This is a genomic window from Leeia speluncae (assembly GCF_020564625.1).
Classification (GTDB): domain Bacteria; phylum Pseudomonadota; class Gammaproteobacteria; order Burkholderiales; family Leeiaceae; genus Leeia; species Leeia speluncae.
Genome location: NZ_JAJBZT010000004.1, coordinates 124,650 through 146,534, shown reverse-complemented (window position 1 = coordinate 146,534; position 21,885 = coordinate 124,650). Strand labels below are relative to the sequence as shown.

Annotated in this window: 22 protein-coding genes; 3 read left to right on the top strand and 19 right to left on the bottom strand. The window is 44.6% G+C overall.

The features are described 5' to 3' along the window. Positions 1–2 precede the first annotated feature (2 nt). The 12 genes from ispC to LIN78_RS08505 form a co-directional block, all read right to left on the bottom strand. On the bottom strand, positions 3–1,205 hold the full coding sequence (gene ispC / locus LIN78_RS08560) for a 1-deoxy-D-xylulose-5-phosphate reductoisomerase (protein ID WP_227180595.1): 1,203 nt from the start codon (positions 1,203–1,205) through the stop codon (positions 3–5). Next, the gene (locus tag LIN78_RS08555) at positions 1,199–2,023 is read right to left on the bottom strand and encodes a phosphatidate cytidylyltransferase (RefSeq protein WP_227180379.1); all 825 of its coding nucleotides are present in this window, start codon (positions 2,021–2,023) and stop codon (positions 1,199–1,201) included. Before LIN78_RS08555 ends, ispC begins: the two co-directional genes overlap by 7 nt. 4 nt (positions 2,024–2,027) lie before the next feature. Continuing rightward, on the bottom strand, positions 2,028–2,771 hold the full coding sequence (uppS, locus tag LIN78_RS08550; RefSeq protein WP_227180378.1) for an undecaprenyl pyrophosphate synthase: 744 nt from the start codon (positions 2,769–2,771) through the stop codon (positions 2,028–2,030). Between the two features lie 155 nt (positions 2,772–2,926). Then, the gene (gene frr, locus LIN78_RS08545; RefSeq protein WP_227180377.1) at positions 2,927–3,484 is read right to left on the bottom strand and encodes a ribosome recycling factor; all 558 of its coding nucleotides are present in this window, start codon (positions 3,482–3,484) and stop codon (positions 2,927–2,929) included. 23 nt (positions 3,485–3,507) lie between these two features. Beyond that, complete coding sequence (pyrH, locus tag LIN78_RS08540) at positions 3,508–4,227, bottom strand: UMP kinase (protein ID WP_227180376.1); 720 nt, start codon at positions 4,225–4,227, stop codon at positions 3,508–3,510. A 153-nt stretch (positions 4,228–4,380) separates the two neighbouring features. Further along, positions 4,381–5,259 (bottom strand): translation elongation factor Ts, encoded by an 879-nt coding sequence (tsf, locus tag LIN78_RS08535; protein ID WP_227180375.1) that lies wholly within the window; start codon positions 5,257–5,259, stop codon positions 4,381–4,383. A 151-nt stretch (positions 5,260–5,410) separates the two neighbouring features. Further along, complete coding sequence (rpsB, locus tag LIN78_RS08530; protein ID WP_227180374.1) at positions 5,411–6,145, bottom strand: 30S ribosomal protein S2; 735 nt, start codon at positions 6,143–6,145, stop codon at positions 5,411–5,413. 158 nt (positions 6,146–6,303) lie between these two features. After that, positions 6,304–7,179 carry an NAD(P)-dependent oxidoreductase gene (locus LIN78_RS08525; RefSeq protein WP_227180373.1) on the bottom strand — a complete coding sequence of 292 codons (876 nt, stop codon included), beginning with the start codon at positions 7,177–7,179 and terminating at the stop codon, positions 6,304–6,306. A gap of 59 nt (positions 7,180–7,238) precedes the next feature. Then, positions 7,239–7,829: a D-sedoheptulose 7-phosphate isomerase gene (gene lpcA, locus LIN78_RS08520; protein ID WP_227180372.1), complete on the bottom strand. Its 591-nt coding sequence runs from the start codon at positions 7,827–7,829 to the stop codon at positions 7,239–7,241. 47 nt (positions 7,830–7,876) lie between these two features. Further along, on the bottom strand, positions 7,877–8,920 hold the full coding sequence (gene ltaE / locus LIN78_RS08515) for a low-specificity L-threonine aldolase (RefSeq protein WP_227180371.1): 1,044 nt from the start codon (positions 8,918–8,920) through the stop codon (positions 7,877–7,879). An 81-nt stretch (positions 8,921–9,001) separates the two neighbouring features. After that, positions 9,002–9,898 carry a DMT family transporter gene (locus tag LIN78_RS08510; RefSeq protein ID WP_227180370.1) on the bottom strand — a complete coding sequence of 299 codons (897 nt, stop codon included), beginning with the start codon at positions 9,896–9,898 and terminating at the stop codon, positions 9,002–9,004. Continuing rightward, positions 9,889–10,806: a PhzF family phenazine biosynthesis protein gene (locus LIN78_RS08505; RefSeq protein ID WP_227180369.1), complete on the bottom strand. Its 918-nt coding sequence runs from the start codon at positions 10,804–10,806 to the stop codon at positions 9,889–9,891. The genes LIN78_RS08510 and LIN78_RS08505 overlap by 10 nt, the downstream gene beginning before the upstream one ends. A 127-nt stretch (positions 10,807–10,933) precedes the next feature. Between LIN78_RS08505 and LIN78_RS08500 the strand changes: the two genes are divergently transcribed. Together LIN78_RS08500 and LIN78_RS08495 are read left to right on the top strand one after the other, a co-directional pair. Beyond that, positions 10,934–12,370, top strand: coding sequence for an aminotransferase-like domain-containing protein (locus LIN78_RS08500; RefSeq protein ID WP_227180368.1), 1,437 nt, complete (start codon positions 10,934–10,936; stop codon positions 12,368–12,370). Between the two features lie 59 nt (positions 12,371–12,429). Beyond that, positions 12,430–12,897, top strand: coding sequence for a hypothetical protein (locus LIN78_RS08495; RefSeq protein WP_227180367.1), 468 nt, complete (start codon positions 12,430–12,432; stop codon positions 12,895–12,897). A 29-nt stretch (positions 12,898–12,926) separates the two neighbouring features. Here the strand turns inward: LIN78_RS08495 and LIN78_RS08490 are convergent, their stop codons facing one another. After that, positions 12,927–13,949, bottom strand: coding sequence for an alanine racemase (locus LIN78_RS08490; RefSeq protein ID WP_227180366.1), 1,023 nt, complete (start codon positions 13,947–13,949; stop codon positions 12,927–12,929). A gap of 148 nt (positions 13,950–14,097) precedes the next feature. Between LIN78_RS08490 and LIN78_RS08485 the strand changes: the two genes are divergently transcribed. After that, positions 14,098–14,736: a DedA family protein gene (locus tag LIN78_RS08485; RefSeq protein WP_227180365.1), complete on the top strand. Its 639-nt coding sequence runs from the start codon at positions 14,098–14,100 to the stop codon at positions 14,734–14,736. Positions 14,737–14,756: 20 nt separating this feature from the next. Here the strand turns inward: LIN78_RS08485 and LIN78_RS08480 are convergent, their stop codons facing one another. The 6 genes from LIN78_RS08480 to LIN78_RS08455 form a co-directional block, all read right to left on the bottom strand. Beyond that, on the bottom strand, positions 14,757–16,226 hold the full coding sequence (locus LIN78_RS08480; protein ID WP_227180364.1) for a DNA recombination protein RmuC: 1,470 nt from the start codon (positions 16,224–16,226) through the stop codon (positions 14,757–14,759). Further along, the gene (locus LIN78_RS08475) at positions 16,227–17,849 is read right to left on the bottom strand and encodes a cyclic-di-GMP receptor FimW-related protein (protein ID WP_227180363.1); all 1,623 of its coding nucleotides are present in this window, start codon (positions 17,847–17,849) and stop codon (positions 16,227–16,229) included. It lies immediately after the preceding gene. A 184-nt stretch (positions 17,850–18,033) separates the two neighbouring features. Next, positions 18,034–18,597 carry a YceI family protein gene (locus tag LIN78_RS08470; RefSeq protein WP_227180362.1) on the bottom strand — a complete coding sequence of 188 codons (564 nt, stop codon included), beginning with the start codon at positions 18,595–18,597 and terminating at the stop codon, positions 18,034–18,036. Between the two features lie 51 nt (positions 18,598–18,648). Further along, positions 18,649–19,188, bottom strand: a complete 540-nt coding sequence (locus LIN78_RS08465; RefSeq protein WP_227180361.1) for a YceI family protein — start codon at positions 19,186–19,188, stop codon at positions 18,649–18,651. 19 nt (positions 19,189–19,207) lie between these two features. Continuing rightward, entirely contained in the window at positions 19,208–19,744 is a 537-nt protein-coding gene (locus LIN78_RS08460; RefSeq protein WP_227180360.1) for a cytochrome b, read from the bottom strand. A gap of 154 nt (positions 19,745–19,898) precedes the next feature. Next, positions 19,899–21,812 (bottom strand): DUF294 nucleotidyltransferase-like domain-containing protein, encoded by a 1,914-nt coding sequence (locus LIN78_RS08455; RefSeq protein WP_227180359.1) that lies wholly within the window; start codon positions 21,810–21,812, stop codon positions 19,899–19,901. Positions 21,813–21,885: the final 73 nt, after the last annotated feature.

The following is a 21,885-nucleotide window of genomic DNA, read 5'->3' as shown; positions in this document are numbered from 1 at the left end:
CATTAGTGCATTTGTTTTTCGATTAGTTGCTTCGCAAGCAATCTAGATTCTCTATCCACAGCAAGCACATCCTCTAAATTACTCGGAGCTTGGAACTTAGCCATTTCAAGGACATTTTCAACGATTGCAGCGATTTCCATAAAACCCAGTTTTTCATTTAGAAAGGCATCCACCGCCACTTCATTTGCCGCATTTAGCACCGCAGGCATTGCGCCGCCCGCTTTCAAGGCGGTAAAAGCTAAAGCCAAACAAGGGTATCGATTAAAATCAGGTTCTTTGAAGGTTAATTGGCTGATAGTTGCAAAATCCAATGCACTTACGCCTGCATCAATTCTTGCTGGGTAATCCATCGCAAATGCAATAGGCGTTCGCATGTCTGGATTACCCATTTGCGCGAGCACACTTCCGTCTCGATAAGAAACCATTGAGTGAATAATGCTTTGAGGATGAATCACTACTTTAATTTGCTCAATCGGCACACCAAACAGCCAATAAGCCTCAATGACTTCAAGACCCTTATTCATCATTGTTGCAGAATCAACAGATATTTTCTTACCCATTGACCAGTTAGGATGCGCACAAGCTTCAGCAGGCGTTACATCTTTTAGGGTTGTGAGGTCACGATCTCGGAATGGTCCGCCAGAAGCGGTTAGCAATAATTGGTTAATTCCATAACCGTTTAAATCTAGTTGATTAGACTTTGATCCACGATAGCCTTCTGGCAAACACTGAAAAATAGCGTTATGTTCAGAATCAATTGGCAACAACTCCGCCCCGGATTGTTTAACTGCATTCATAAACAATGCACCGCCAGCGACCAGCGTTTCTTTATTGGCTAATAAAACGCGCTTACCCGCTTTTGCGGCAGCCAAACTAGAAGAAAGGCCTGCGGCACCAACAATGGCAGCCATCACGGTATCCACATCTGGATGCGATGCAATGTCATCTAATGCTTTTGAACCACTCAACACTTTCGTCCCAATCTGTGCGGGTAGCTGAGCGGTTAATAACTTTGCAGCATCTTCCGACCCAACAACCGCAAATACTGGATTAAATTTAATACATAACTCAGCCAATTTGCTTACTTGTTGATGAGCGGTCAGTGCAAACACAGAAAAACGATCTGGATGCCTCTCAATGACATCGAGTGTTGATAGGCCTATTGAACCTGTTGCGCCAAGTACGGCAACCTTTCTCATTACCAGCTCCGATACAACTCAAGACACATAATACTGACAGAAATAACAGGCATTAATGCATCCAAACGATCTAAAACACCGCCATGCCCTGGCAGTAATTGACTACTATCCTTGATTCCTGCACAACGCTTTAACCACGACTCATAGAGATCCCCCATAATAGAGAGAGGGGTCGCAATTAGTGCAATCACAATAAAAGTAACAATAGAGATATTTAGTGCTGCAATCGCAGGCAGATTAGCAATCCCTAACATTAAAATGGAAACGCCAACAAAAGCACCAATAGCACCCTCAATGGTTTTGCCTGGGCTAATAGCGGGAGCGAGTTTATGTTTACCAAATCGACGGCCGGCAAAATAGGCAGAGGTATCTGCAATCGCCACCACGGTAATCATCAGCAACAGCAAATAAGCACCTACAGAAGCTTGCCAGACAATTTCTCGCCAAAACACCAAGCCCAAAGAAAACGGTAACAACGTGAAGAACCCTGTGATCAACATCACGGGGGAGTGTTTCAACTTTGCTTTTTTGGCCAACCACACAGGAACAAGAAGCATCCAAAATCCGATTGTGCACGTTGCCACGATCGCTTTTACAAGATCAATCTGCCAAGCAGAAAGCAAGACTGGAAAAGCAGCGCCAATCAAAGCAACAAACGCCCATTTTTTTACCCCTACCCAACTTGCAAGTGCCGTCCACTCCCAAGCAGCAATCATCGTCACAGCAAGGACGATTAACCGCCAAACAAGAGGCGAAGACTGAAACAGCGCTAGCAATACAAGTGGTATCAGTATAAAAGCAGTTATAAGACGAGTTTTTAGCATACGATTACTTGTTTAATTGTTCACTTGTTCTGCCAAAGCGTCTTTCCCTAGATTGATAAGAAAGAATGGCTTTTTGCAAAGAGCTGGCATCAAAATCAGGCCAGAGCTCATCAGTAAAATAAAATTCGGCATAGGCCAATTGCCACAGCAGAAAATTGCTTACGCGCTCTTCCCCGCCGGTTCTGATAAACAGATCAGGTTCTGGTGCATAAGACATAGAAAGGTGTTCTGCAATATCCTCCTCAGTCACTTCTTTCTCTGCGTCTGTCTTAGCTTTGATTGCTTTATTTGTCGCATTCACAATATCCCATCTTCCGCCATAGTTGGCAGCGATGGTTAATGTAAGCGCAGTATTATCTTGAGTCAGAGATTCCGCATTTTGAATGAGTGATTGTAACTCTGCACTAAACCGGCTTAAGTCCCCTACGATTTTTAATCGAACACCATGCTTGTGCAGTTTGGCTACTTCATTATTCAACGCTTTGACAAACAATTGCATCAAAAGCGTCACCTCTTCTTCTGGTCTTCGCCAATTTTCACTTGAAAATGCAAATAACGTTAAATACTTCACGCCTTGACCAATACAGGCACGAACCATTTCACGAACAGACTCAACCCCTTTTACATGCCCAGCGACTCGCGGCAAGAACCGCTTTTTAGCCCATCGGCCATTACCATCCATAATAATGGCAATATGAGTTGGCACTTTGTTAGAAGAAGGAATTGATTGAGTAGAACTTAGGAACATGCAGCATCCCGCATTTGAATAGACCTAGCCATTACAACGTATCGACTAGTCTGAATAAATAATGACAAGATTATATGGCCTGATGCAAAGAATAGCGACAAAAATAAACGCCGCAAGCGTTTTGCGCTAGCGGCGTTTATTTGAGGAGATGACAATTAGATTGCCATCAACTCCGCTTCTTTAGCCTGAAGCATTTTGTCCACTTCAACAATATGCTTATCAGTTAATTTTTGCACTTCATCCTGACCACGACGCTCATCATCTTCAGAGATAGACTTATCTTTCAAGAGCTTTTTGAGTTGGTCATTAGCATCTCTGCGCACGTTGCGAATAGATACACGAGCATTTTCCGCCTCTGAACGCACCACTTTAGTCAGATCACGGCGACGCTCTTCTGTCAAAGCAGGCATTGGCACACGAATAATGTCACCGCTGTTTGCAGGATTTAGACCAAGATCAGAGTCACGAATTGCCTTTTCGATTTGACCCATTAATTTCTTTTCCCACGCAGTCACGCCCAATGTACGCGCATCAACCAATGTCACACTGGCCACTTGAGGCACAGGTGTTGGTGAACCGTAGTAATCCACCATTACATGATCAAGCAAACCGGTGTGTGCACGGCCAGTTCTTACTTTTGCAAAATCAGCCTTGAGCATCTCAAGTGATCTTTGCATTTTATGCTCTGCATTCTTTTTTACGTCAGCAATCATCGGAAACTCCTTGATACCGATTTTTATACATGTACCAATGTACCTTCATTCGCGCCACTAACAACACGCTTTAGGGCACCTTGTTTAAAGATACTAAATACTGATAATGGCATTTTTTGGTCGCGACACAGGGTTAATGCGGTTGCGTCCATTACTTTTAAGTTTTTAGCAATCGCTTCGTCGAAAGTAATACTCTCGTAACGAGTCGCATCTGGATTGGTTTTTGGATCGTCCGTATAGACGCCATCAACTTTGGTGGCTTTCAGCACGATATCCGCACCAATTTCCATTCCACGTAAAGCTGCTGCGGTATCGGTAGTAAAAAATGGGTTGCCAGTACCTGCAGCAAAAATCACCACTTTACCTTCTTCCAGATATCGCATTGCTTTACCACGAATATAAGGCTCGGCAACCTGCTGCATCGTCAGCGCAGATTGAACTCGACTTACTACACCAATGTGCTTTAGTGCATCTTGCAATGCGAGTGCATTCATTACTGTAGCTAGCATACCCATATAATCGGCTGTTGCGCGATCCATACCAGCAGCGGCAGGCGCAACACCTCTAAAAATATTACCACCACCGATAACCACGGCGACTTGCACGCCCATCTCTACAACGTCTTTTACTTCTTTTACCATTTGTTCGATGGTGGCACGATTGATGCCATAGCTATCGCTACCCATTAGGGCTTCACCAGACAATTTCAGCAGGATACGTTGATAAGCAGGGGTTTGGCTCATGTTTGACCTCGCAATGTTTGTCAGGCGTTATTCTAAATAAAAATATATTACTGCTTTCACTGTTTTGATGTGCAAAGTACCTGCCCGACAACTCGACGCAGGTACTCGCAATTTTTCCTCTTGCAGTGAAACAAGAGTTTGCTAATGCCTAGATTAGCCCTTGGTCATTGCAGCAACTTCAGCAGCAAAGTCAACCGCTGCTTTTTCAATGCCTTCACCAACCACGTACATTGTGAAACCATTTACTTTGGCGCTGCTTTGAGCCAAAAGTTTCTCAACAGTCACATCTGGGTTTTTAACAAATGGCTGACCAACCAATGTGATCTCAGCCAAGTACTTGTTAATACGGCCTTCCACCATTTTAGCAACGATATCAGCTGGCTTGCCTGATTCTGCAGCTTGTGCGGTGTAAATCTTACGTTCGTTTTCCAACAACTCTGCAGAAACTTGCTCTTTAGATACACAAACAGGCTTGCTAGCAGCAATGTGCATCGCAACATCTTTACCCAATTGGTCTTCGCCACCAGTGTAATCAACGATCACACCAATTTTGCTACCGTGTAGGTAGGTAGCCAATTTACCTTCTGTAGCGTAGCGAACAAAACGACGGATCGTCATGTTTTCGCCAAGCTTAGCAATAGCTGCTTTACGCAATTCTTCAATTGAAGCTGCGCCTTCGGTAGCGGCAGCAGATAAAGCCTCTACGTCTGCAGGGTTGGTATCAACAACTGCTTTTGCGGTTGCTTTTGCCAAGTTAAGGAAAGTTTCGTCTTTAGCTACGAAGTCAGTTTCGCAGTTAACTTCAACCAATGCACCTACTTTGCCATCTGCAGAAACAAACTGAACAACCACACCTTCAGCAGCCACACGACCAGCAACTTTACCAGCCTTAGCACCAGACTTAATACGCAATAATTCTTCAGCTTTTTTCAAATCGCCTTCAGATTCAACAAGCGCTTTTTTGCACTCCATCATGCCTAAACCAGTTAGTTCACGTAGTTCGGCAACCATCTTTGCGGTAATTTCAGCCATCTCGATTATTCCTGTTAACTATTAAGTTCAATATCTTGTACATTTACCTGGACGCCACTTGCGACCAAATAAAGCATATTCTTCCATTATGACACTAGATAAAACAAAAGGGCCTTACGCCCTTTTGTTTGATGAAACGGCGTGTAAGAGATTACTCTGCAGCCACTTCAACCACGTCATCTTGCTGACCAGCAACCAACTCTTTAATCACTTGGTTACGGCCTTCAAGAATTGCATCTGCAACTGCACGTGCGTACAAACGAATAGCACGGCTTGAGTCATCGTTACCAGGGATAATGTAATCCACACCTTCAGGTGAGTTATTTGTATCCACAACACCGATCACTGGAATACCTAGTTTTTTCGCTTCAACGATAGCACCTTTTTGGTAGCCAACGTCGATAACAAAAAGTGCATCAGGCAATCCGCCCATCTCTTTGATACCACCCAAGCTTTTTTCTAGCTTTTCGTAGTCACGTTGCATGTCCAGCAATTCTTTCTTGCTGTACTTGTCAGAACCGCTTTCAACCAAAGCCTGCATTTCTTGCAAACGTTTGATAGATTGTTTAACGGTTTTGAAGTTAGTTAGCATACCACCTAACCAACGTTGATCAACAAAAGGTGCGCCTGCGCGCGCTGCTTCTTCAGCAACGATTTCGCGAGCTTGGCGTTTTGTACCAACAAACATAACCTTGCCGCCGTTTGCAGACAATGTGCGAACGAATTTCAACGCATCGTTGAACATTGGCACGGTTTTTTCAAGGTTGATAATATGAATTTTATTGCGGTGACCAAAAATGAAAGGTGCCATTTTTGGGTTCCAGAAGCGAGTTTGGTGACCAAAGTGAACACCAGCCTCCAACATATCGCGCATAGAAACAGACATTTTAAAACTCCATCAGGGGTTATAACTACTGCTTGCTGCAAACACACGTTTTATTAAACGCACCCTTGATACAGCAAACAGGGGAATTACCTAAAAACTATTTTTAGGTTAAGCTAACCATAGATATTAGCACAAAGCTGCATTTTTAATCAAGCCAATCAAGACTTAGACATTTTTGACAGCACATGAAAAATGGCCGAAGAGTCAAGTTCACCCTCGCCCATCCCCATCAAAGCATTGAGGTACTGCAAGACCTGAGCCGCACCAGGCAGTGCAACTTGCTTATTTAGTGCTTCCTCTAAAACAATGCGCATATCTTTTTGATGAAGTTTAGTCTTAAAACCAGGCTTAAAGTTGTCATCTAATATGCGCTGGCCGTGCACCTCCAAAATCTTGCTTTGGGCAAAACCGCCCAGCAAGGCTTCACGTACTTTTGCACCGTCTACACCTTGCTTTTCAGCAAACAATAGCGCCTCTGCGACAGCAACAATCGTGCCGCCAACCACAATTTGGTTACAAGCTTTAGCCACTTGCCCTGCGCCCACCGCACCAACATGCGTAATGGTTTTGCCCATCGCCTCAAACATTGGTTTGGCACGATCAAAAGCAACCTGTCCTCCACCGGCCATAATGGTTAACGTGCCATTAATAGCACCGACTTCACCACCTGACACTGGCGCATCTAACAAATCCACACCACTCTCTAGCAAACGCGCGGCAAATTCGCGGGTGGCACTTGGAGAGGTTGTCCCCATATCGACTACGACCAACCCCTTTTTCGCACCGTGAACAACCCCCTCAGAACCAAACAAGACGTCTTCTACATCCGGCGTATCTGAGACATTAATAAAAAGCACATCTACCAAAGCAGCCAATGCGGCAGGCGTCTCTGCAAATTCTGCTCCAGCAGTAATTAATTCTTCTGCAGATGCTTTACGCCGTGAATAGACAGCCAAAGAAAAACCAGCTTTAGTCAGATTTAGCGCCATTGGGCGCCCCATGATACCTAGCCCAGCATAACCAGCCTTCAACATGACCGCTTCACCTTTTAATTAACTATGGATCAATTTTTCATACTTAGCGATGAGAGAAATTACTTCTCAGCCAAATACCCCATCCCATTTTCAACCAGATGGATCAGCATATGAATTACTTTGATATGTATTTCTTGGATACGATCTGCATAACCAAAATGAGGCACGATAATCTCTACATCTGCCATACCTTTCATTTTGCCGCCGTCTTTACCAAGTAGCGCAATAACCTTCACGCCCCTAGCTTTTGCCACTTCAATTGCCTTAAGGATATTTTTGGAATTACCGCTGGTAGAAATCCCCAGCAATACATCTCCTTCTCGCCCAAAGCCCTCTACATGACGAGAAAAAATGTGATCAAACCCGTAATCATTACCCACACACGTAATATGGGACACATCAGAAATCGCCATTGCAGCCAAGGCGGGGCGGTCATCCCTATAGCGACCACTTAATTCTTCAGCAAAGTGCATAGCATCGCAATGGGACCCTCCATTGCCACATGAAATCACTTTCCCACCCGCTTTAAATGTAGACACGAGCAAATCACCGGCATCTGCAACAGATTGAAGAAACTCAGGGCTTTCAATCACCTTATTCAAAACATTCGCAGCCTCATTTAAGTGCTGCGCAATTAGTTCTTTAGACATGTTTTACTTTCAATGACTACCAGTATCAAAACCTAATTTATTTTCACTTATTCGAAAAATTTCCGTGCAATTCTAATCGATGCATCAATTGCCGAGCGATCTACATCTAAGTGAGTCACCCATCTTTGGCGGGTAGTTCCCGTCACCAAAACCCCCTCTTTACGCAAGTACGTAGCAAAGTCATTGGCACATTCTGCAGGTACATTCACGAACAGCATATTGGTAAAAGGACCATCTACTGACAGTTGTTCGATTGAGCGCAAACCATCCGCTAAGCGATTAGCGTGATAATGATCCTCACCCAATCTCTCGACATGATGCTTCAACACGTATTCACCTGCGGCAGCGAGCAAGCCCGACTGTCGCATCGCCCCACCCAACATCTTTCGATATCGCCTTGCTTGAGAAATAAATGCTTTACAACCGAGAAGAAGTGACCCAACAGGAGCACCAAGCCCTTTTGAAAGACAGATAGAAACAGAATCAAATCCTCGACACAAATAGTGGGCCTCGACACCGGATGCGACGGCCGCATTAAAAAGGCGTGCCCCATCCAAATGGGTCGAAAGTCCTTTACTTTTCGCCACCACCGTAGCTTCAGCCACATAGTTCTGTGGAAGCACTTTTCCTGAAATCGTATTTTCTAACGTAAATAGCTTTGATTTAGCAAAGTGAAAGTCATTTGGTTTAATTGCAGCCAATAGGTCTGCAATCGCAATACTTCCATCCTGTTGATTTTGTAGCGGTTGCGGCTGAATACTCCCAAGGACAGCCGCCCCACCACCTTCGTATTTATAAGTGTGCGCATCCTGCCCAACAATATATTCATCACCACGCTGGCAGTGCGTCATCAACGCAATCAAATTACTTTGCGTCCCACTTGGAACAAATAACCCAGCTTCATACCCCATCATTTCGGCGGCAAATGACTCTAAGTGCACGACCGACGGATCATCTCCAAAAACATCATCCCCAACCGGCGCATTCAGCATTACCTCGCGGATAGCAGCCGTCGGCTTTGTCACGGTATCACTTCTAAAGTCGGCAATGATTTGTGGACCTGATTCACCTTGAAGTTGAGATGGGTACATATTTGTCGCTCACTCACATTTAGCAAAAAAATAGCGGATTTAATACTTTAGCACATTTAAGCAAAGGCTTAATTTTACACTTTAGGCTCTTCGACCCATTGCAACACAAATAACCACGCCAGCCGCAGCCACCCACATCCAGACATCAATCGACTCATGCAAAAGCCAAGCAACCAAAAATAGCGAGATAAACGGCTGCAACAACTGAACCTGCCCCACCCTTGCAATCCCACCAAGAGACAACCCTTTGTACCACGCAAAAAAACCCAAAAACATGCTAACCAAGGCCTGATAGAAAAAACCATACCAAGCTACCGGTTCGACCACACCAACTGGGCGAAAGTGCCAAACAGGGAAGATTAGCAATGGCACACTACAAACTAGGGCCCAACAAATGGCCTGCCAACTACCAACAGAAGCAGCGAGTTTGGCGCCCGCAACATAGCCCATCGAACAAACAACTACCGCAAAAATAATTAATGCAAAACCTAAAACTTCATTCGGATTGGCAGCGACATGGCTAGCCCTTACAACAGAGAAGACAAGCACCAATACAGCCCCTGCAACCGCCCATAACCAAAATGCAAATCGATGCCTTTCTCCGCCAAATAATGTCGCAATCACCGCAGTTGACAAGGGCAACAATCCATTCACCACAGAAACATAGCCAGTCGGGATATATAAAAGGGATAGATTGGACAACACAGGAAAGCCGACAACCACGCCGGCAATAGATATTGCAAGCAGTTTTAACTGCCTTTTTTCCTTTGGAAATGGCTGCTTCGTCACCAATAACAATATCGCGGCAAGTAAGGCCGCTACGGCAGCCCTGCCAAACGCAATAAAAAATGGATCAAGCGAACGCAAAGCAAACTTGGCGGATGGAAATGACCCAGCAAATCCAATTACACCAACCATCCCCCAGAGCATTCCTCGCCAAATGGTAGCGGAATGAACATTCGTTGTCGTCAAAGACACAAATACTCCCCTTTACTAACTTTGACCGCACTGCCAGCAACCGAACACGCCCGTACAACGCCATCTTCCTTTTGCGCTCCAATGATCAAACTACTTGGGCGACCCATTTCAACCCCTTGCGAGAGCGACCACTCGAAAATCCCTGATGTACCTTGTTCACGGCTAGCCAAGTAAGCAGCCAAGCAAACCGCAGCACTTCCTGTTGCGGGATCCTCTGCGATCCCCATATCATTCCATAGCATTCTGGCCTGCCACTTGTCCTCGACCTTGGAAAAAGCAAATAAGCCATTCAAATCGACGCCCACCTCTCTTGCCAATTCAATAGCTTGAGGATAATAAGCCCCGCTCATCCAGAACCGTTTAAGTGCTTGAAGATCGCGAACAGGGATCAATAAATAATCCGTTCCACAAGTAACGTATTGAGGCCTAAAGTCATTTAAACGAATTTCCTCTGACGACAACCCTGTAAGTTTTTCCAGAAAGGAAACCTCTGGCACATCATCAAAGAAACGAGGGGGTTGTGGTGCAACTAATTTTGCAGCGCTGATCACCCCATCTGACACTTCAAAAGACACATTGATCACCCCTGCTTTAACCTCAAGGGCTCTAACCTCTCCATGTGAAATATCGCCAAACAGACCACTTCTCGCTAAATGAATTGCCGCACCAATTGTTGGATGCCCAGCAAATGGCAGCTCTTTTGCAGGCGTAAAAATACGCAGTTTATAACTCACATCAACTAGATCAGATGGTTCAATAAAAACCGTTTCTGACAAATTAAACTCTCTGGCAATTTTTTGCTTTTGCCGATCATCAATCCATTCTCCGCAAGGAAAGATTGCCAATGGGTTGCCACCAAAATACTCGCTCGTGAACACATCATACGTATAAAAAGTCGCATCCCTCATTGCCAGCCCCCAATCTATTTGTTTTTGAAATTACCAAGCACAAATCCTATGAAACAAATGACTCGCCAAGCAGATACAGTTACCATACAATTTATGAAACTGTACCGGTATAGTAAGGCAGACAATCGTGCATGCACTCCCTGTTCTCGATCACAAAAAAAACCAACCTTTAGTTGAGCAAATTGTTGATCAAATAATTCGCAATATTGAGGTAAAAGTTTGGCAGGTAGGCATGCGTCTGCCTTCAATACGGCATTTAGCTCAGACCCTGTCTGTTAGCAAATTTACGGTGGTTGAAGCTTATGATCGGCTCGTTGCCAAGGGTTTTCTAGAGTCACGCCGAGGCGCTGGCTTTTTTGTTGCTGGAAAAAACCAAACCGTATCGGCACCAGAGTCTGACACCCCTATACAGCGCGATATTGATACCGTTTGGCTAATGCGGCAAATGTTGCTTCAAGATAGCGATATGCAAAAACCCGGATGTGGCTGGCTCCCTACCGAGTGGTTAATGATTGAAGACACGAGACGAGCGCTAAGAACGCTATCTCGCTCCCCTATTCTTCGCCCCACTTACTACGGACTTCCAGCAGGCTATCTTCCTCTCAGACAACAACTACAGCAACGACTTGCTGAAATGGATATTGATGCACGCCCTTCTCAAATTCTGTTAGGTAGCGGCGCAATGTCGATGATTGATCTCATCTTGCGCTATTTCCTGAGAAGTGGCGATAGCGTCATGATTGATGATCCTAGTTACTTTAACTTTAGAGGAAACCTAAAGTTACACCGAGTACAAATCATACCAATCCCTCGAAATGCGCAGGGTCCAGACCTGGAAAAAATGGAACAAGCCATTATCCAGCACAAACCACGGCTTTACCTAACCAATAGCGTATTGCACAACCCACTTGGAACAAGCATCGCCCCTGGCATCGCATTTAGACTGCTACAGCTAGCACATCGCCACGACTTTCATATCGTAGAAGATGATATTTATCGTGATTTACAAAACATCCCGACCCAACGCCTAGCAGCGCTAGATCAACTACAACGTGTCATCTATGTGGGCAGTTTCTCTAAAACGTTATCAGCGAACTTCCGCGTCGGCTTTTTAACGGCACATAAAGACTTAGTCAATGAATTAACTGACTTAAAACTACTCACATCAATTACTTCATCTGAAGCGGTTGAACAAGTGGTTTACCAATTGCTTACAGAAGGGTATTACCGAAAGCATGTAGAAAAGCTAAAAGGAAAACTAGCGACTGCAATGGCGTACGCCAGACCAAGAATTGATAAGTTAGGCTGGAAAGTATCAGCAGAACCAGAGGGCGGCATGTTTCTTTGGTGTGAGTTACCAGAAGGGGTAGAAGCACCTGACTTAGCTGCCAGAGCATTAGATGCGCATATCGTCTTAGCACCGGGCAACTTAATGAGCACCGCAGCAAATGCGAAGCACTTTTTAAGATTTAATGTTGCGCATGCGCTCAATGGTAGCTTATTTGATCAACTAGGACGCTTGCAATCTAGTGCTACAATTAAGCATTGTGTTTTATCATCTTAATCAGTACATGGATAAATGACTTCTTAGTGTCATTTTTTTCAAGGCATCAGGATAAGAATATGAAACTGCTCCCGCTAGCGATCGCAAGTAGCATCTTGCTAACAGCACCAGCAATTCGAGCCGAAGTAAACCCAATCAACAACTTGATTGATTTACCAAAGAAAACAAAGCTCGAAGTAAAAACATTACTCACTATACAGAGAGATATTTCATTTACTGAACTAAAACAAACAGATTACACGACCTGTTTTCTTGGCAGCGTAAAGACCCTACCAAGGGAAGGCCAAGCCCCTACGTTTACATCACAAGACAAACAGCGCATGTTTAAACCAGGCGAATATTTTGTGGTTCAAGACGTATATGGATTTGCACGCGGTAAGAAATACCAAGGCTATATCGTTGAACTAGAACATGAAGAGCGCCCAGAAACCTATATTGTCTATCTAGAAGAGAATGGCCCTGCAGTTGGCTTTACATCGATTGAGAGAATGATCTCATTATGTGGAAACAAATTGGGATTGAGGTAGTAAATTAAGCAGTAAACAAATCAACAGCGTTAAGCGTTGAATAATGCAGTTAGCAGCAGCGGACTAAACACCTGATGGTTTGCCATCCAGTTCGCTGTTGTATTCTCTCCCAAGAACTCCACATCATCCCCTACGGAACAACCAGGAATCCCAGAGAGATCAACCACTAGAAAGCCAAGATCAAACACATTTAAAACGTTTGCGTAAGACCCGTTTACATATACACGAGAAAATGCGCGAATGATGGCAATACAGTCTGATTTCGCCGGCAAATTCACAATACCAATTTTGATTCGTTCTTCGACATGCAGCTCTGAAAAACGACCGAGCACCTCTCCCGCTTCTACCAGCTTAATCGCCGCCAACTTACCCATTACCTGCATGACAGGTTGCAACCCCGCATCTGGCAGCAAGCCATAGATCGCGCGGCCTATTCGACACACATCGCCCGTCAGCGCAGAAGGCTCTAACAACATGGCACTTGAAACGACAGAAGACGGCATCGCAAAAGGCGCTGAAATTTGCTCAAACATTTCCATCTGGATCACCGCTTGCCCAAGATCCATCATCGTCAAGTGTGCCATCAAATACAGGTTCGCCACTTGATTGCTATTTTTCAACCGAGAAATCACCGCTGCTAGCGCCGCTTCATCAAACCCGACTAAATGACACCCAACATCAACGAGTAACCAAATATTTAACCGACTTGGCAACCAAGCAGATAAAAGCCACTCTAACGTTCTATGGTCCGCAATGGTGACGCCAACATCTAGTTCTGCGGCTTGATAGATCGTTTCAGGGTCACTTAATGCACCAATCAAGACAATAGGATCATTCACCCCGTGCTGACGTAATTCGTTTGCCTCTTCTAAGGAGTGAACCAAATATCCAGATGCTTTACCGGCTAAGTAAGGAAGTACGCCGTCTATGCCATGCCCAAAGGCGTTAAGCGATACAGCAGCAAACCATTTACGTCCTTGCAAACGCTGCTGGACCCATGCAATGTTATGCATAAGTGCACTGTGATCTATTGAAAGGCGAAAATCTGACATGGCAAAGCAATCCACTCACAAGTTGTCATCTTGCAATTATATGATCTTAGACAAATGAACGTTGGTAAAACAAACATGAAGAAAGTGTTTTCAATTGCAAATTCAGGTAATATGCCTGACAAATTGCATATGGCACGATGAACATTACATGGATAACTTGCAACTGCTGGTCAATTTGTTTTCACATGCGCATGAAAACCCGCTATTTGCCTATGCGGCCGTGTTTTCTGTATTGCTCATTTGTGGCTTCGGCGTCCCTATTCCTGAAGACATTTCTCTTGTTGCCGGCGGAATTATTGCGGGTCTTGGCTATGCGGATGTGAACACCATGTTTTTCGTCGGCTTAGCCGGCGTACTAGTTGGTGACTCCATGATGTTTGTCGCTGGCAGAGTCTATGGTGAGCGCGTCAGGTGCTTCCCACTGGTTGCAAAGTTTCTCACCGAAGCTAGGTATGCCGCCGTACAAGACCAATTTCACAAATACGGCAAACGGGTGTTATTTGTTGCCCGCTTCCTTCCTGGCTTACGTACTCCCATTTTTCTTACCGCAGGCATGACCAGAAGAGTTCCTTTTTGGCGGTTTTTGTTATTAGATGGATCTGCAGCACTAATCAGTGTGCCTGTGTGGGTATACCTAGGCTACTACGGAGCACATAAGCGCGAATGGCTGATGAGCTGGGTTCATGTCGGCCAAAAAGGCATCTTAATTGTACTAGCGATTGTCATCACCGCGACGGCTATTATTTATTTCCGTAGAAAAAAGAAAAACAGCCAATCTTCCCACTAGCAAATAGTCAGTCGCCCGCACTACCGCTCTTCAATTGCGGATGTATTTTGTTGCTCGGCCATTGATTCAACCTCTTCATCTAACTGAACATGCTCAATTGCGGCAAATCGTTTGCTAATTTTCTGGCTTGTGATGTGCACTTCTTGCACATCCTTATGAGCTTGCTCAATATGCGTTGCCAAGTTTTTCATCCGCTTATCAAAACGTAAAAACTCTTCAGCCAGTTTAACCAATTCTTTTTGCATCACATGTAGTTGCTCACGCATTTGCGCATCTCTGAGCACCGCCCTTGCGGTATTCAAAACAGCCATCAACGTCGTGGGAGAAACAATCCAAACCCGCTTTTGCTGAGCATAACTAACCAACTCCTCATGATAGGCGTGGATCTCTGCGAATACCGCCTCGGCAGGAACAAACATGACCGCACCATCTGATGTCTCCCCCGGAAGAATGTACTTATTGGCAATATCATCAATATGCTTTTTCACATCTTTTACAAAGTTTGACCTAGCGCCTTTTCTTTCGATGTCGGATGGCAGATCAAACATTCGCTGATAGTTTTCCAGCGGGAATTTAGCATCTACCACCACTTTGCCGGTAGGCGCAGGCAAGTCAAGCAGGCAATCAGCCCTTACGCCCGTAGACAGAACCGCTTGGAATTGAATGACCTGCTCTGGCAACAGATTTCTCACTAAATGTTCTAGCTGAACTTCACCAAATGCACCTCGAGACCGCTTATCTCCTAGCAATTCTTGAAGGCTGACGACATTACTCGTTAAGCCATCGATTTTCTTCTGCGCCTCGTCAATCACGGCTAATCGCGCCATCACACTAGCAAAGGTTTCATTGGTTTTCTTAAACCCATCCTCCAACCTTTCATTCATTTTTCCAGAAATCTGATCTAAGCGTTCTGCAACGGTAAGGTTTAGTTTCTCAATATTCTCAATTAAGGCACCAGACACATGGCGCATCGTTTCTTGCAAGATAGTTTGCGACTGCACCCCATGCTCAGCGAGGACAGCACTCATTTTTTCGATCAACTCCATTCGCAGCTGATCTTGTCTGGCCTGCATTTCAAACTTCAAATCACCAAGTGTTTGCAAATGATGCTGCTGTAATTGCGATAATCGTTCATGCTGGAACCGATTTAATTGCTCCATGCCTTGCCTAGTCTGATTCAACTCTTGAGATACAGCCTGCCTCAGACTTTCATTCGTGGATTGAATCATGTGTCTTAATCGTTCACTAAACTCCATCTGAATCCGCTGTTGCCGCTCGCTACTCTCTTGCAACGCTTGACTCAATCGAGTGGACTGCTCTGAAAGCCCTCTTTGTAGGTCCATCAGCATTTCTCGATGATTTAGATTGAGTTGATCGGCACTTGGTAAATCTGAAAGGCGATTAGATAACTTCCGAAGTGCGATGAAAACAAAGGCAGCCACAAGGACTGCCAAAGTAGAAACAATTAACTGAATAAGGGTGAGATCCATTTATGTTTTTTTCTGTCCTGCTGAATCTGGAATTACGAATGAGAATATATTTCCGCCAGAAAACTTCTTCGGTTGCGGATCTATCTGAACTTTATATTCTTTGCCTTTGTACACCAACAGATAAGGATCTGGACGGGGCTCAAAATGAGGTGGTAGCAATAAAGCTCTTGTCCTAACAGTCCCTTCAATGCCAACAGCAAAGACAGCTTCAAGGGTAATACCCGTACTACTTCTCAGCATCACTAATTGAGGATCAACTGCCAACACTTCAAGTCCAAGCTCTTGGCGATCATCTTGCCCCATCGAAATACGGCGCACGACGCATACTCTGAGCTTATTCTGGAAGCGTACGGCAACCATATCATTAATCGCAGGACGCTGAAGGACCGTATTATGCTGGCGCAATCCAAGCCCATAAACACTATGATCCTCGACCAACCACATACTAGAAGGCGCACGCTCATCTAGTAATGACTCGTCAACCTTAACGGTGGTTACACCATTACGGCTATGAACTCGTGTATCAAAGGCGGCTGAAGGGGCTTTAATTGGCTCATTTGCGCCCCCCTCTTTAAACTTTAACGACGCCATCAATGCAGTAACGCCTTGGTATAACAAACCAATTTCTGGCGCAGTGACACGCTGATCACGCCGTTTAGGATACTGGCTTCTAGACCAACATTTTGTCGTTCTTGAAAAGATGCCTTCTACTAATTCAGGCGCAATACTACTTGGAAAACCCATCGATTTTAAGTCTGTACGCTGTTCTAGCTGCTTGAGAACCATGCCACCGCGTTGAATTAAGCTTTGCGTACTAAGATAGCGAATACCATCACCAAGCTCTTTCCTAGTCAGCATAACGGCCGGCTCTGCCGTTTGTAGGTTAATTGCAAAGCTGTGCGCCTGGGGGTTGATCTCTTTATCAATCGACAAGAACTGCATGTTCTTGATTAACCAATCATTCAACACAGCGATTTGAAGTGGAGAGAAGCATTGTGGCTGAGAAAGCGCCAAGATTTGCATTCTCAGAAACTCACCTTCACATGTTTTGCTATCGGTTGTGGTGCCATACAGCGGCATTAACTCATGTGTAAAGCCGGCGGACTCTGCCATCGCGTAAAACTTATTCGCATTCGCCCAATCAGCATCATCTGGACTCTCATAGCGAAGATATTGGATAAACGCTTTATCTGCCAATAGTAGCAATGAACGGCAAACGAGTTGGCCTAAGATGTCCCGGCCTAGTTTTTTCTCTGCATCTGGCTGAGAAAATACCAAGGTGCGATAACATTCAATCAATGCCTCTTGAAACCCCAACACCATGTGGTAATAGCTGTTGGCAGCCAAGTCTTGCGCATCTAACATCCGAATCAATTGGCTCATCAGATGTTTATAATATTTACGCGCAGTGTCTTCTGAATAAATGAACGCTTGCGCTCTCTTTTTAGGGCTGCGCTGTTCTTGGGTATCAATTTGCTTTAGGGCTTGCACCAATGTCGCAAAGGCCGCATTAAAATCTTTTGCAGCATAACTCGCAAGCATGGTAGTAGCACCTTGGAGTGTTTTTAACTCCGTGCTTACTTTTCCGCCACTCATCAGCTTTGATACTAACGCCTCTAACACCGCATTCCCCTACTATTTTTCGACAATTACCACCAATTAATCTCTCTTTATAACCCTAGCGGTTTATTCATGGCAAGTCACACTTACATGAAGCTTGTCTAGTTGACTTAAATTTACACTTTACGCCCAGTGAAAACAACAATGGCGCCATTGGCGCCATTGCTTTTATTTGCCTGCTCGCAAATTATTTTTTAACTGCTTCAACTTGAACAGAAATTTTCACATCATCACCAACTGCTGGCAAGTAAGTAGTCATGCCAAAATCAGAACGCTTGATGTTCGCAACCACTTCCGCACCGCAAGTATCTTTCTTAGTCATTGGACTTGGAGCACATTTGAAAGAAACCACGTTTAGCTTAACAGGCTTGCTCACACCCAATAGTGTCAAAGAACCTTCAGCAGCAACTAGTTTGTCACCTTCAAATACAAACTTATCCGCTTTCACTGTCGCTGTAGGGAATTTTTCTACATTGAAAAAGTCTGGGCTTTTCAAGTGTTCATCACGCTTGTCAAAGCCGGTATCTAGAGAAGTTGTATCAATCACCGCTTCTAAACTACCTTTTTTCGCAGCAAGATCCAACGACAAAGTACCTGAGGTTTTGTCAAATGTACCACGAGTAATTGAGTAGCCCATGTGGCTAATTTCAAAAGTTGGGTAGGTATGAGTTGAATCCAATTGGTACGTATCTGCTGCAAATGCGCCAACAGAAGAAGATGCCAACAATGCTGCAACCAAAAGCTTTTTCATGAATTTTCCTTTATAAATTTAAACACTTAAAAACAAATTAACGTCAATCAATTATGGATTTACTTGCAAATGAAACTTAACAACCACCGCATCTGCAACTGAATCAGTATCTTTCCAAACACCATCACCTACACCAAACTGCAGACGATTAACCGTTGCCGTACCATCAAGCACTTGAGATGCGCCGGATGCTTTAGCAGTAAAATTAACGATCACAGGAAGTGTTTTACCTTTTAAGGTTAACTTGCCTGGTGCTTGAAATTTGCCACCACCCAAGGCTTTAAAGTTAGATGCCACAAAGCGTGCTTTTGGTCCTTTTGCTGCATCAAACCAACTTGGTTTGACTAGCTCATTAGACGCATCAGGGCTACCGCCATCCACAGATAGTAAATCAATCGACACATCGGCCTTGCCATCGGCAGGTTTCGCCGCATCAAAACTCACTGTCGCTGTAAATTTTTTGAACTGACCTTCTACAGGCACTTCTTCTTGCTTGAAGGTAAAACCTAGCTTACTTTTTGCCACATCCACTGTTTGTGCAGTCGCTGCAACTGAAGCCGTTAATAACATCAAAGCCAACACATTTTTCATCTTTAAACTTTCTTTCATTTTATTTACGGCCAGGCAACATGCGAAGCAGCACATCGTCTCTATCAATAAAGTGGTGCTTTAAAGCAGCAACAAAATGTAGCCCCACCAGAATTAGCATCGTCCAAGCTAAAAGGTTGTGCGTTCCTTGCAAGGTTTCACCCAAGCCTTCGTTTTTAGAAACTAGGTCTGGTAACGTCCAAAGTTTTAGATACACAACAGGGAAACCTTTCGCAGAAGAAGCTAGCCAACCAATTAGTGGCACGGCAAACATCAAACCATATAGTGCAAGATGGGTAAGATTCGCTACTTTCACTTCCCATGGTTTCATGTGACTTGGCGCGGCAGGCACTTTTACAAACAAACGATTAATTAAACGAATCACAACTAACGCCAACACGGTAATACCTAACCATTTGTGGTATGCATACGTTTGAAATTTAGTTGGCGACATTGGCATATCGGTCATCGTAATGCCCAAACCAAATGCACCCAAAATAAACAATGCTACTAACCAGTGGAGCGCCCTAGACGAAAATGAGTATCGTTCAATCTTCATAAAAATCCTTGAATTCTGCAGAAATGATCTTTCGAAGTGTTAGGAACATCCAAAAAGAAAAGGTTCCTGAAAGACGCCTCAATACGATCTATGTATGTGAGACATTTTTCCAGAAACCTTCTTCTGTGTCGCTGAAATATACTGAACTGCTATTTCAGATTATTTGAAAATACTTTTGCGCTAAGTTCTGCAATTTTCTAGCTTGTCGAAATGACTCTTTTAGAATGCGCTGGTCTAGATCATTCAATGACTCAACCGCCAACCAATTCGATAACGGTTCGTTTCTGGCTGCTTGCTGCTGATGAAGTCGCATACGAAGCAACTGTATAAAGTGAAACGCATCAATCCATGCCTCAACAATATGTTCATCCAACGCCCATTCCTGCCCTGCCAAGCGCAGCCTAGAGGCAGTATTTGTTTCCTCTACCGCCGTTTTCAGGGCAAAAATTCTAGCCACATCCACAAACGGTGTAATTCCCTGCTTTTTTAAATCAATTTTGCCAGCAGCATCGCCAGAATCTGGTACAGAAATCTCACCAAAGAAGCTTAGCGGGGGGCGGAATGCCTTAGCATTTCTAGCCAACTCTTGAATAAACAGTCGGGCATCAGCAAGTGTATCTTTTAAGCTTTCATGCAACTGATCTGCTAACGCACGATCCCCGTAAATCGCTCTGAAATCAAAGTAAATTGTTGCGTTTAATAGTTCTTGCGGCGACGCCTGCTGTACCCATCCAGCAAATCGAGTTTGCCATTCATTTACACTTAAGCAGCACGCAGGATTACTTGCCATCACATTACCTGCACACAATGGGAATCCGATGGCAGACAACATTAAATTTACCTTCTCTGCGGCAGGTAATAAGATGTCGCGCGCCTCGTCATTCGACATACCGACAGGTGGCAGGAAAACTAAACCATTATCCTGATCGGTTGACAGCGTTTGTTCCAACCGACCTTCGCTGCCAAATGCTAACCAGCAATACTGCATGCCAGCAGGGATCACATCTCGTAAACACAGATCCAAAATTCTGCTCGTCAAAACATCATTTAATGTTGAAACAATCTGGGTTAAATGTTCGGCTGAGACGCCCTGCGCTAACATACTATAGGTAAGCTGCCGAATATCCTTACTGGCCGCACGCAGATCGTCTTCATTGGCCGCTAATCGAATAGCTTGTCCAACTTGTCTGAGGCTTGTTCGTTGCAATCCAAACAGGTCGCGTTCTGATACAACGCCCTGCAAACGCCCCTCTTCTACGACTAACACATGGCGGATACCAAACTTTGCCATCGTCAAAGTGGCATCTAACACACTCGCATGAGCCGGTAATGTAATCACACCGCTCGACATAACCGCCGAAATGGGTAAGGTAGGATCCGTTTGAGGCACCGCTACCCGACTTAATACATCTTGCAAGGTAAATAAACCGATCGGATGCAAAGCATCATCAACGATGATCATCGAACCAATCCGAGCCTCGTCCATTGTCTGCATGACGCGATAAATAGGCTCTTCACTTTTGCAATAGATAGGATCACACCGAATGATATGACCAAGAGAAGTGTGCATAGAGCCTTGATCCCGCACACTTTGTGCAAACTCTGCTTGGAACGTACGCTTAGATGCTTCAAGCAAGGATGCCAATCTACGAGTACAGAAGTCCGCAAAAAAGGTTGAGACCTCCATCAACTCCCGAAACACTCTACCTGGTACTTCTAAGCAGCGCGTATTCGACTTTGCCCGATACACGCCTGCAACAGGTCTTCTTAGCAATAATGCCCCCAGAGGGAAGCACTCACCATCGGTTAACCACCAAATTGGCTCTTGTTCAATTGGCTCTTGACCAGCGAGAGGTTGCTCACCCAGCACAACCCCTTGTAGCACAATATAAAAAGTATCTTTTTCTCCCAAGGCAGGAGAAGCCAATACGCTATCATGCGGATAATCCACGATTGTCGCTTCATCCAACATCAACTCAAGATGAGCAGAGGACATACTTCTAAATGGCTCGTGGGCACGTAAAAAAGCCAGCGTATGCGCCAGTACATCTTCCGTCAGGTATCGCATGTTCATCTTCCAAAACAATCGTGTTGAGCACTATCAAATCAGATGCGCCATAAAAAGTCAGAACTGCGGCAAG

Excerpts from the sequence above, each read along its gene's own strand:
- LIN78_RS08555 (WP_227180379.1), bottom strand. The coding sequence starts at position 2,023 with ATGCTAAAAACTCGTCTTATAACTGCTTTTATACTGATACCACTTGTA.
- uppS (WP_227180378.1), bottom strand. The coding sequence starts at position 2,771 with ATGTTCCTAAGTTCTACTCAATCAATTCCTTCTTCTAACAAAGTGCCA.
- frr (WP_227180377.1), bottom strand. The coding sequence starts at position 3,484 with ATGATTGCTGACGTAAAAAAGAATGCAGAGCATAAAATGCAAAGATCA.
- pyrH (WP_227180376.1), bottom strand. The coding sequence starts at position 4,227 with ATGAGCCAAACCCCTGCTTATCAACGTATCCTGCTGAAATTGTCTGGT.
- tsf (WP_227180375.1), bottom strand. The coding sequence starts at position 5,259 with ATGGCTGAAATTACCGCAAAGATGGTTGCCGAACTACGTGAACTAACT.
- rpsB (WP_227180374.1), bottom strand. The coding sequence starts at position 6,145 with ATGTCTGTTTCTATGCGCGATATGTTGGAGGCTGGTGTTCACTTTGGT.
- LIN78_RS08525 (WP_227180373.1), bottom strand. The coding sequence starts at position 7,179 with ATGTTGAAGGCTGGTTATGCTGGGCTAGGTATCATGGGGCGCCCAATG.
- lpcA (WP_227180372.1), bottom strand. The coding sequence starts at position 7,829 with ATGTCTAAAGAACTAATTGCGCAGCACTTAAATGAGGCTGCGAATGTT.
- ltaE (WP_227180371.1), bottom strand. The coding sequence starts at position 8,920 with ATGTACCCATCTCAACTTCAAGGTGAATCAGGTCCACAAATCATTGCC.
- LIN78_RS08505 (WP_227180369.1), bottom strand. The coding sequence starts at position 10,806 with ATGAGGGATGCGACTTTTTATACGTATGATGTGTTCACGAGCGAGTAT.
- LIN78_RS08495 (WP_227180367.1), top strand. The coding sequence starts at position 12,430 with ATGAAACTGCTCCCGCTAGCGATCGCAAGTAGCATCTTGCTAACAGCA.
- LIN78_RS08490 (WP_227180366.1), bottom strand. The coding sequence starts at position 13,949 with ATGTCAGATTTTCGCCTTTCAATAGATCACAGTGCACTTATGCATAAC.
- LIN78_RS08485 (WP_227180365.1), top strand. The coding sequence starts at position 14,098 with ATGGATAACTTGCAACTGCTGGTCAATTTGTTTTCACATGCGCATGAA.
- LIN78_RS08480 (WP_227180364.1), bottom strand. The coding sequence starts at position 16,226 with ATGGATCTCACCCTTATTCAGTTAATTGTTTCTACTTTGGCAGTCCTT.
- LIN78_RS08470 (WP_227180362.1), bottom strand. The coding sequence starts at position 18,597 with ATGAAAAAGCTTTTGGTTGCAGCATTGTTGGCATCTTCTTCTGTTGGC.
- LIN78_RS08465 (WP_227180361.1), bottom strand. The coding sequence starts at position 19,188 with ATGAAAAATGTGTTGGCTTTGATGTTATTAACGGCTTCAGTTGCAGCG.
- LIN78_RS08460 (WP_227180360.1), bottom strand. The coding sequence starts at position 19,744 with ATGAAGATTGAACGATACTCATTTTCGTCTAGGGCGCTCCACTGGTTA.
- LIN78_RS08455 (WP_227180359.1), bottom strand. The coding sequence starts at position 21,812 with ATGCGATACCTGACGGAAGATGTACTGGCGCATACGCTGGCTTTTTTA.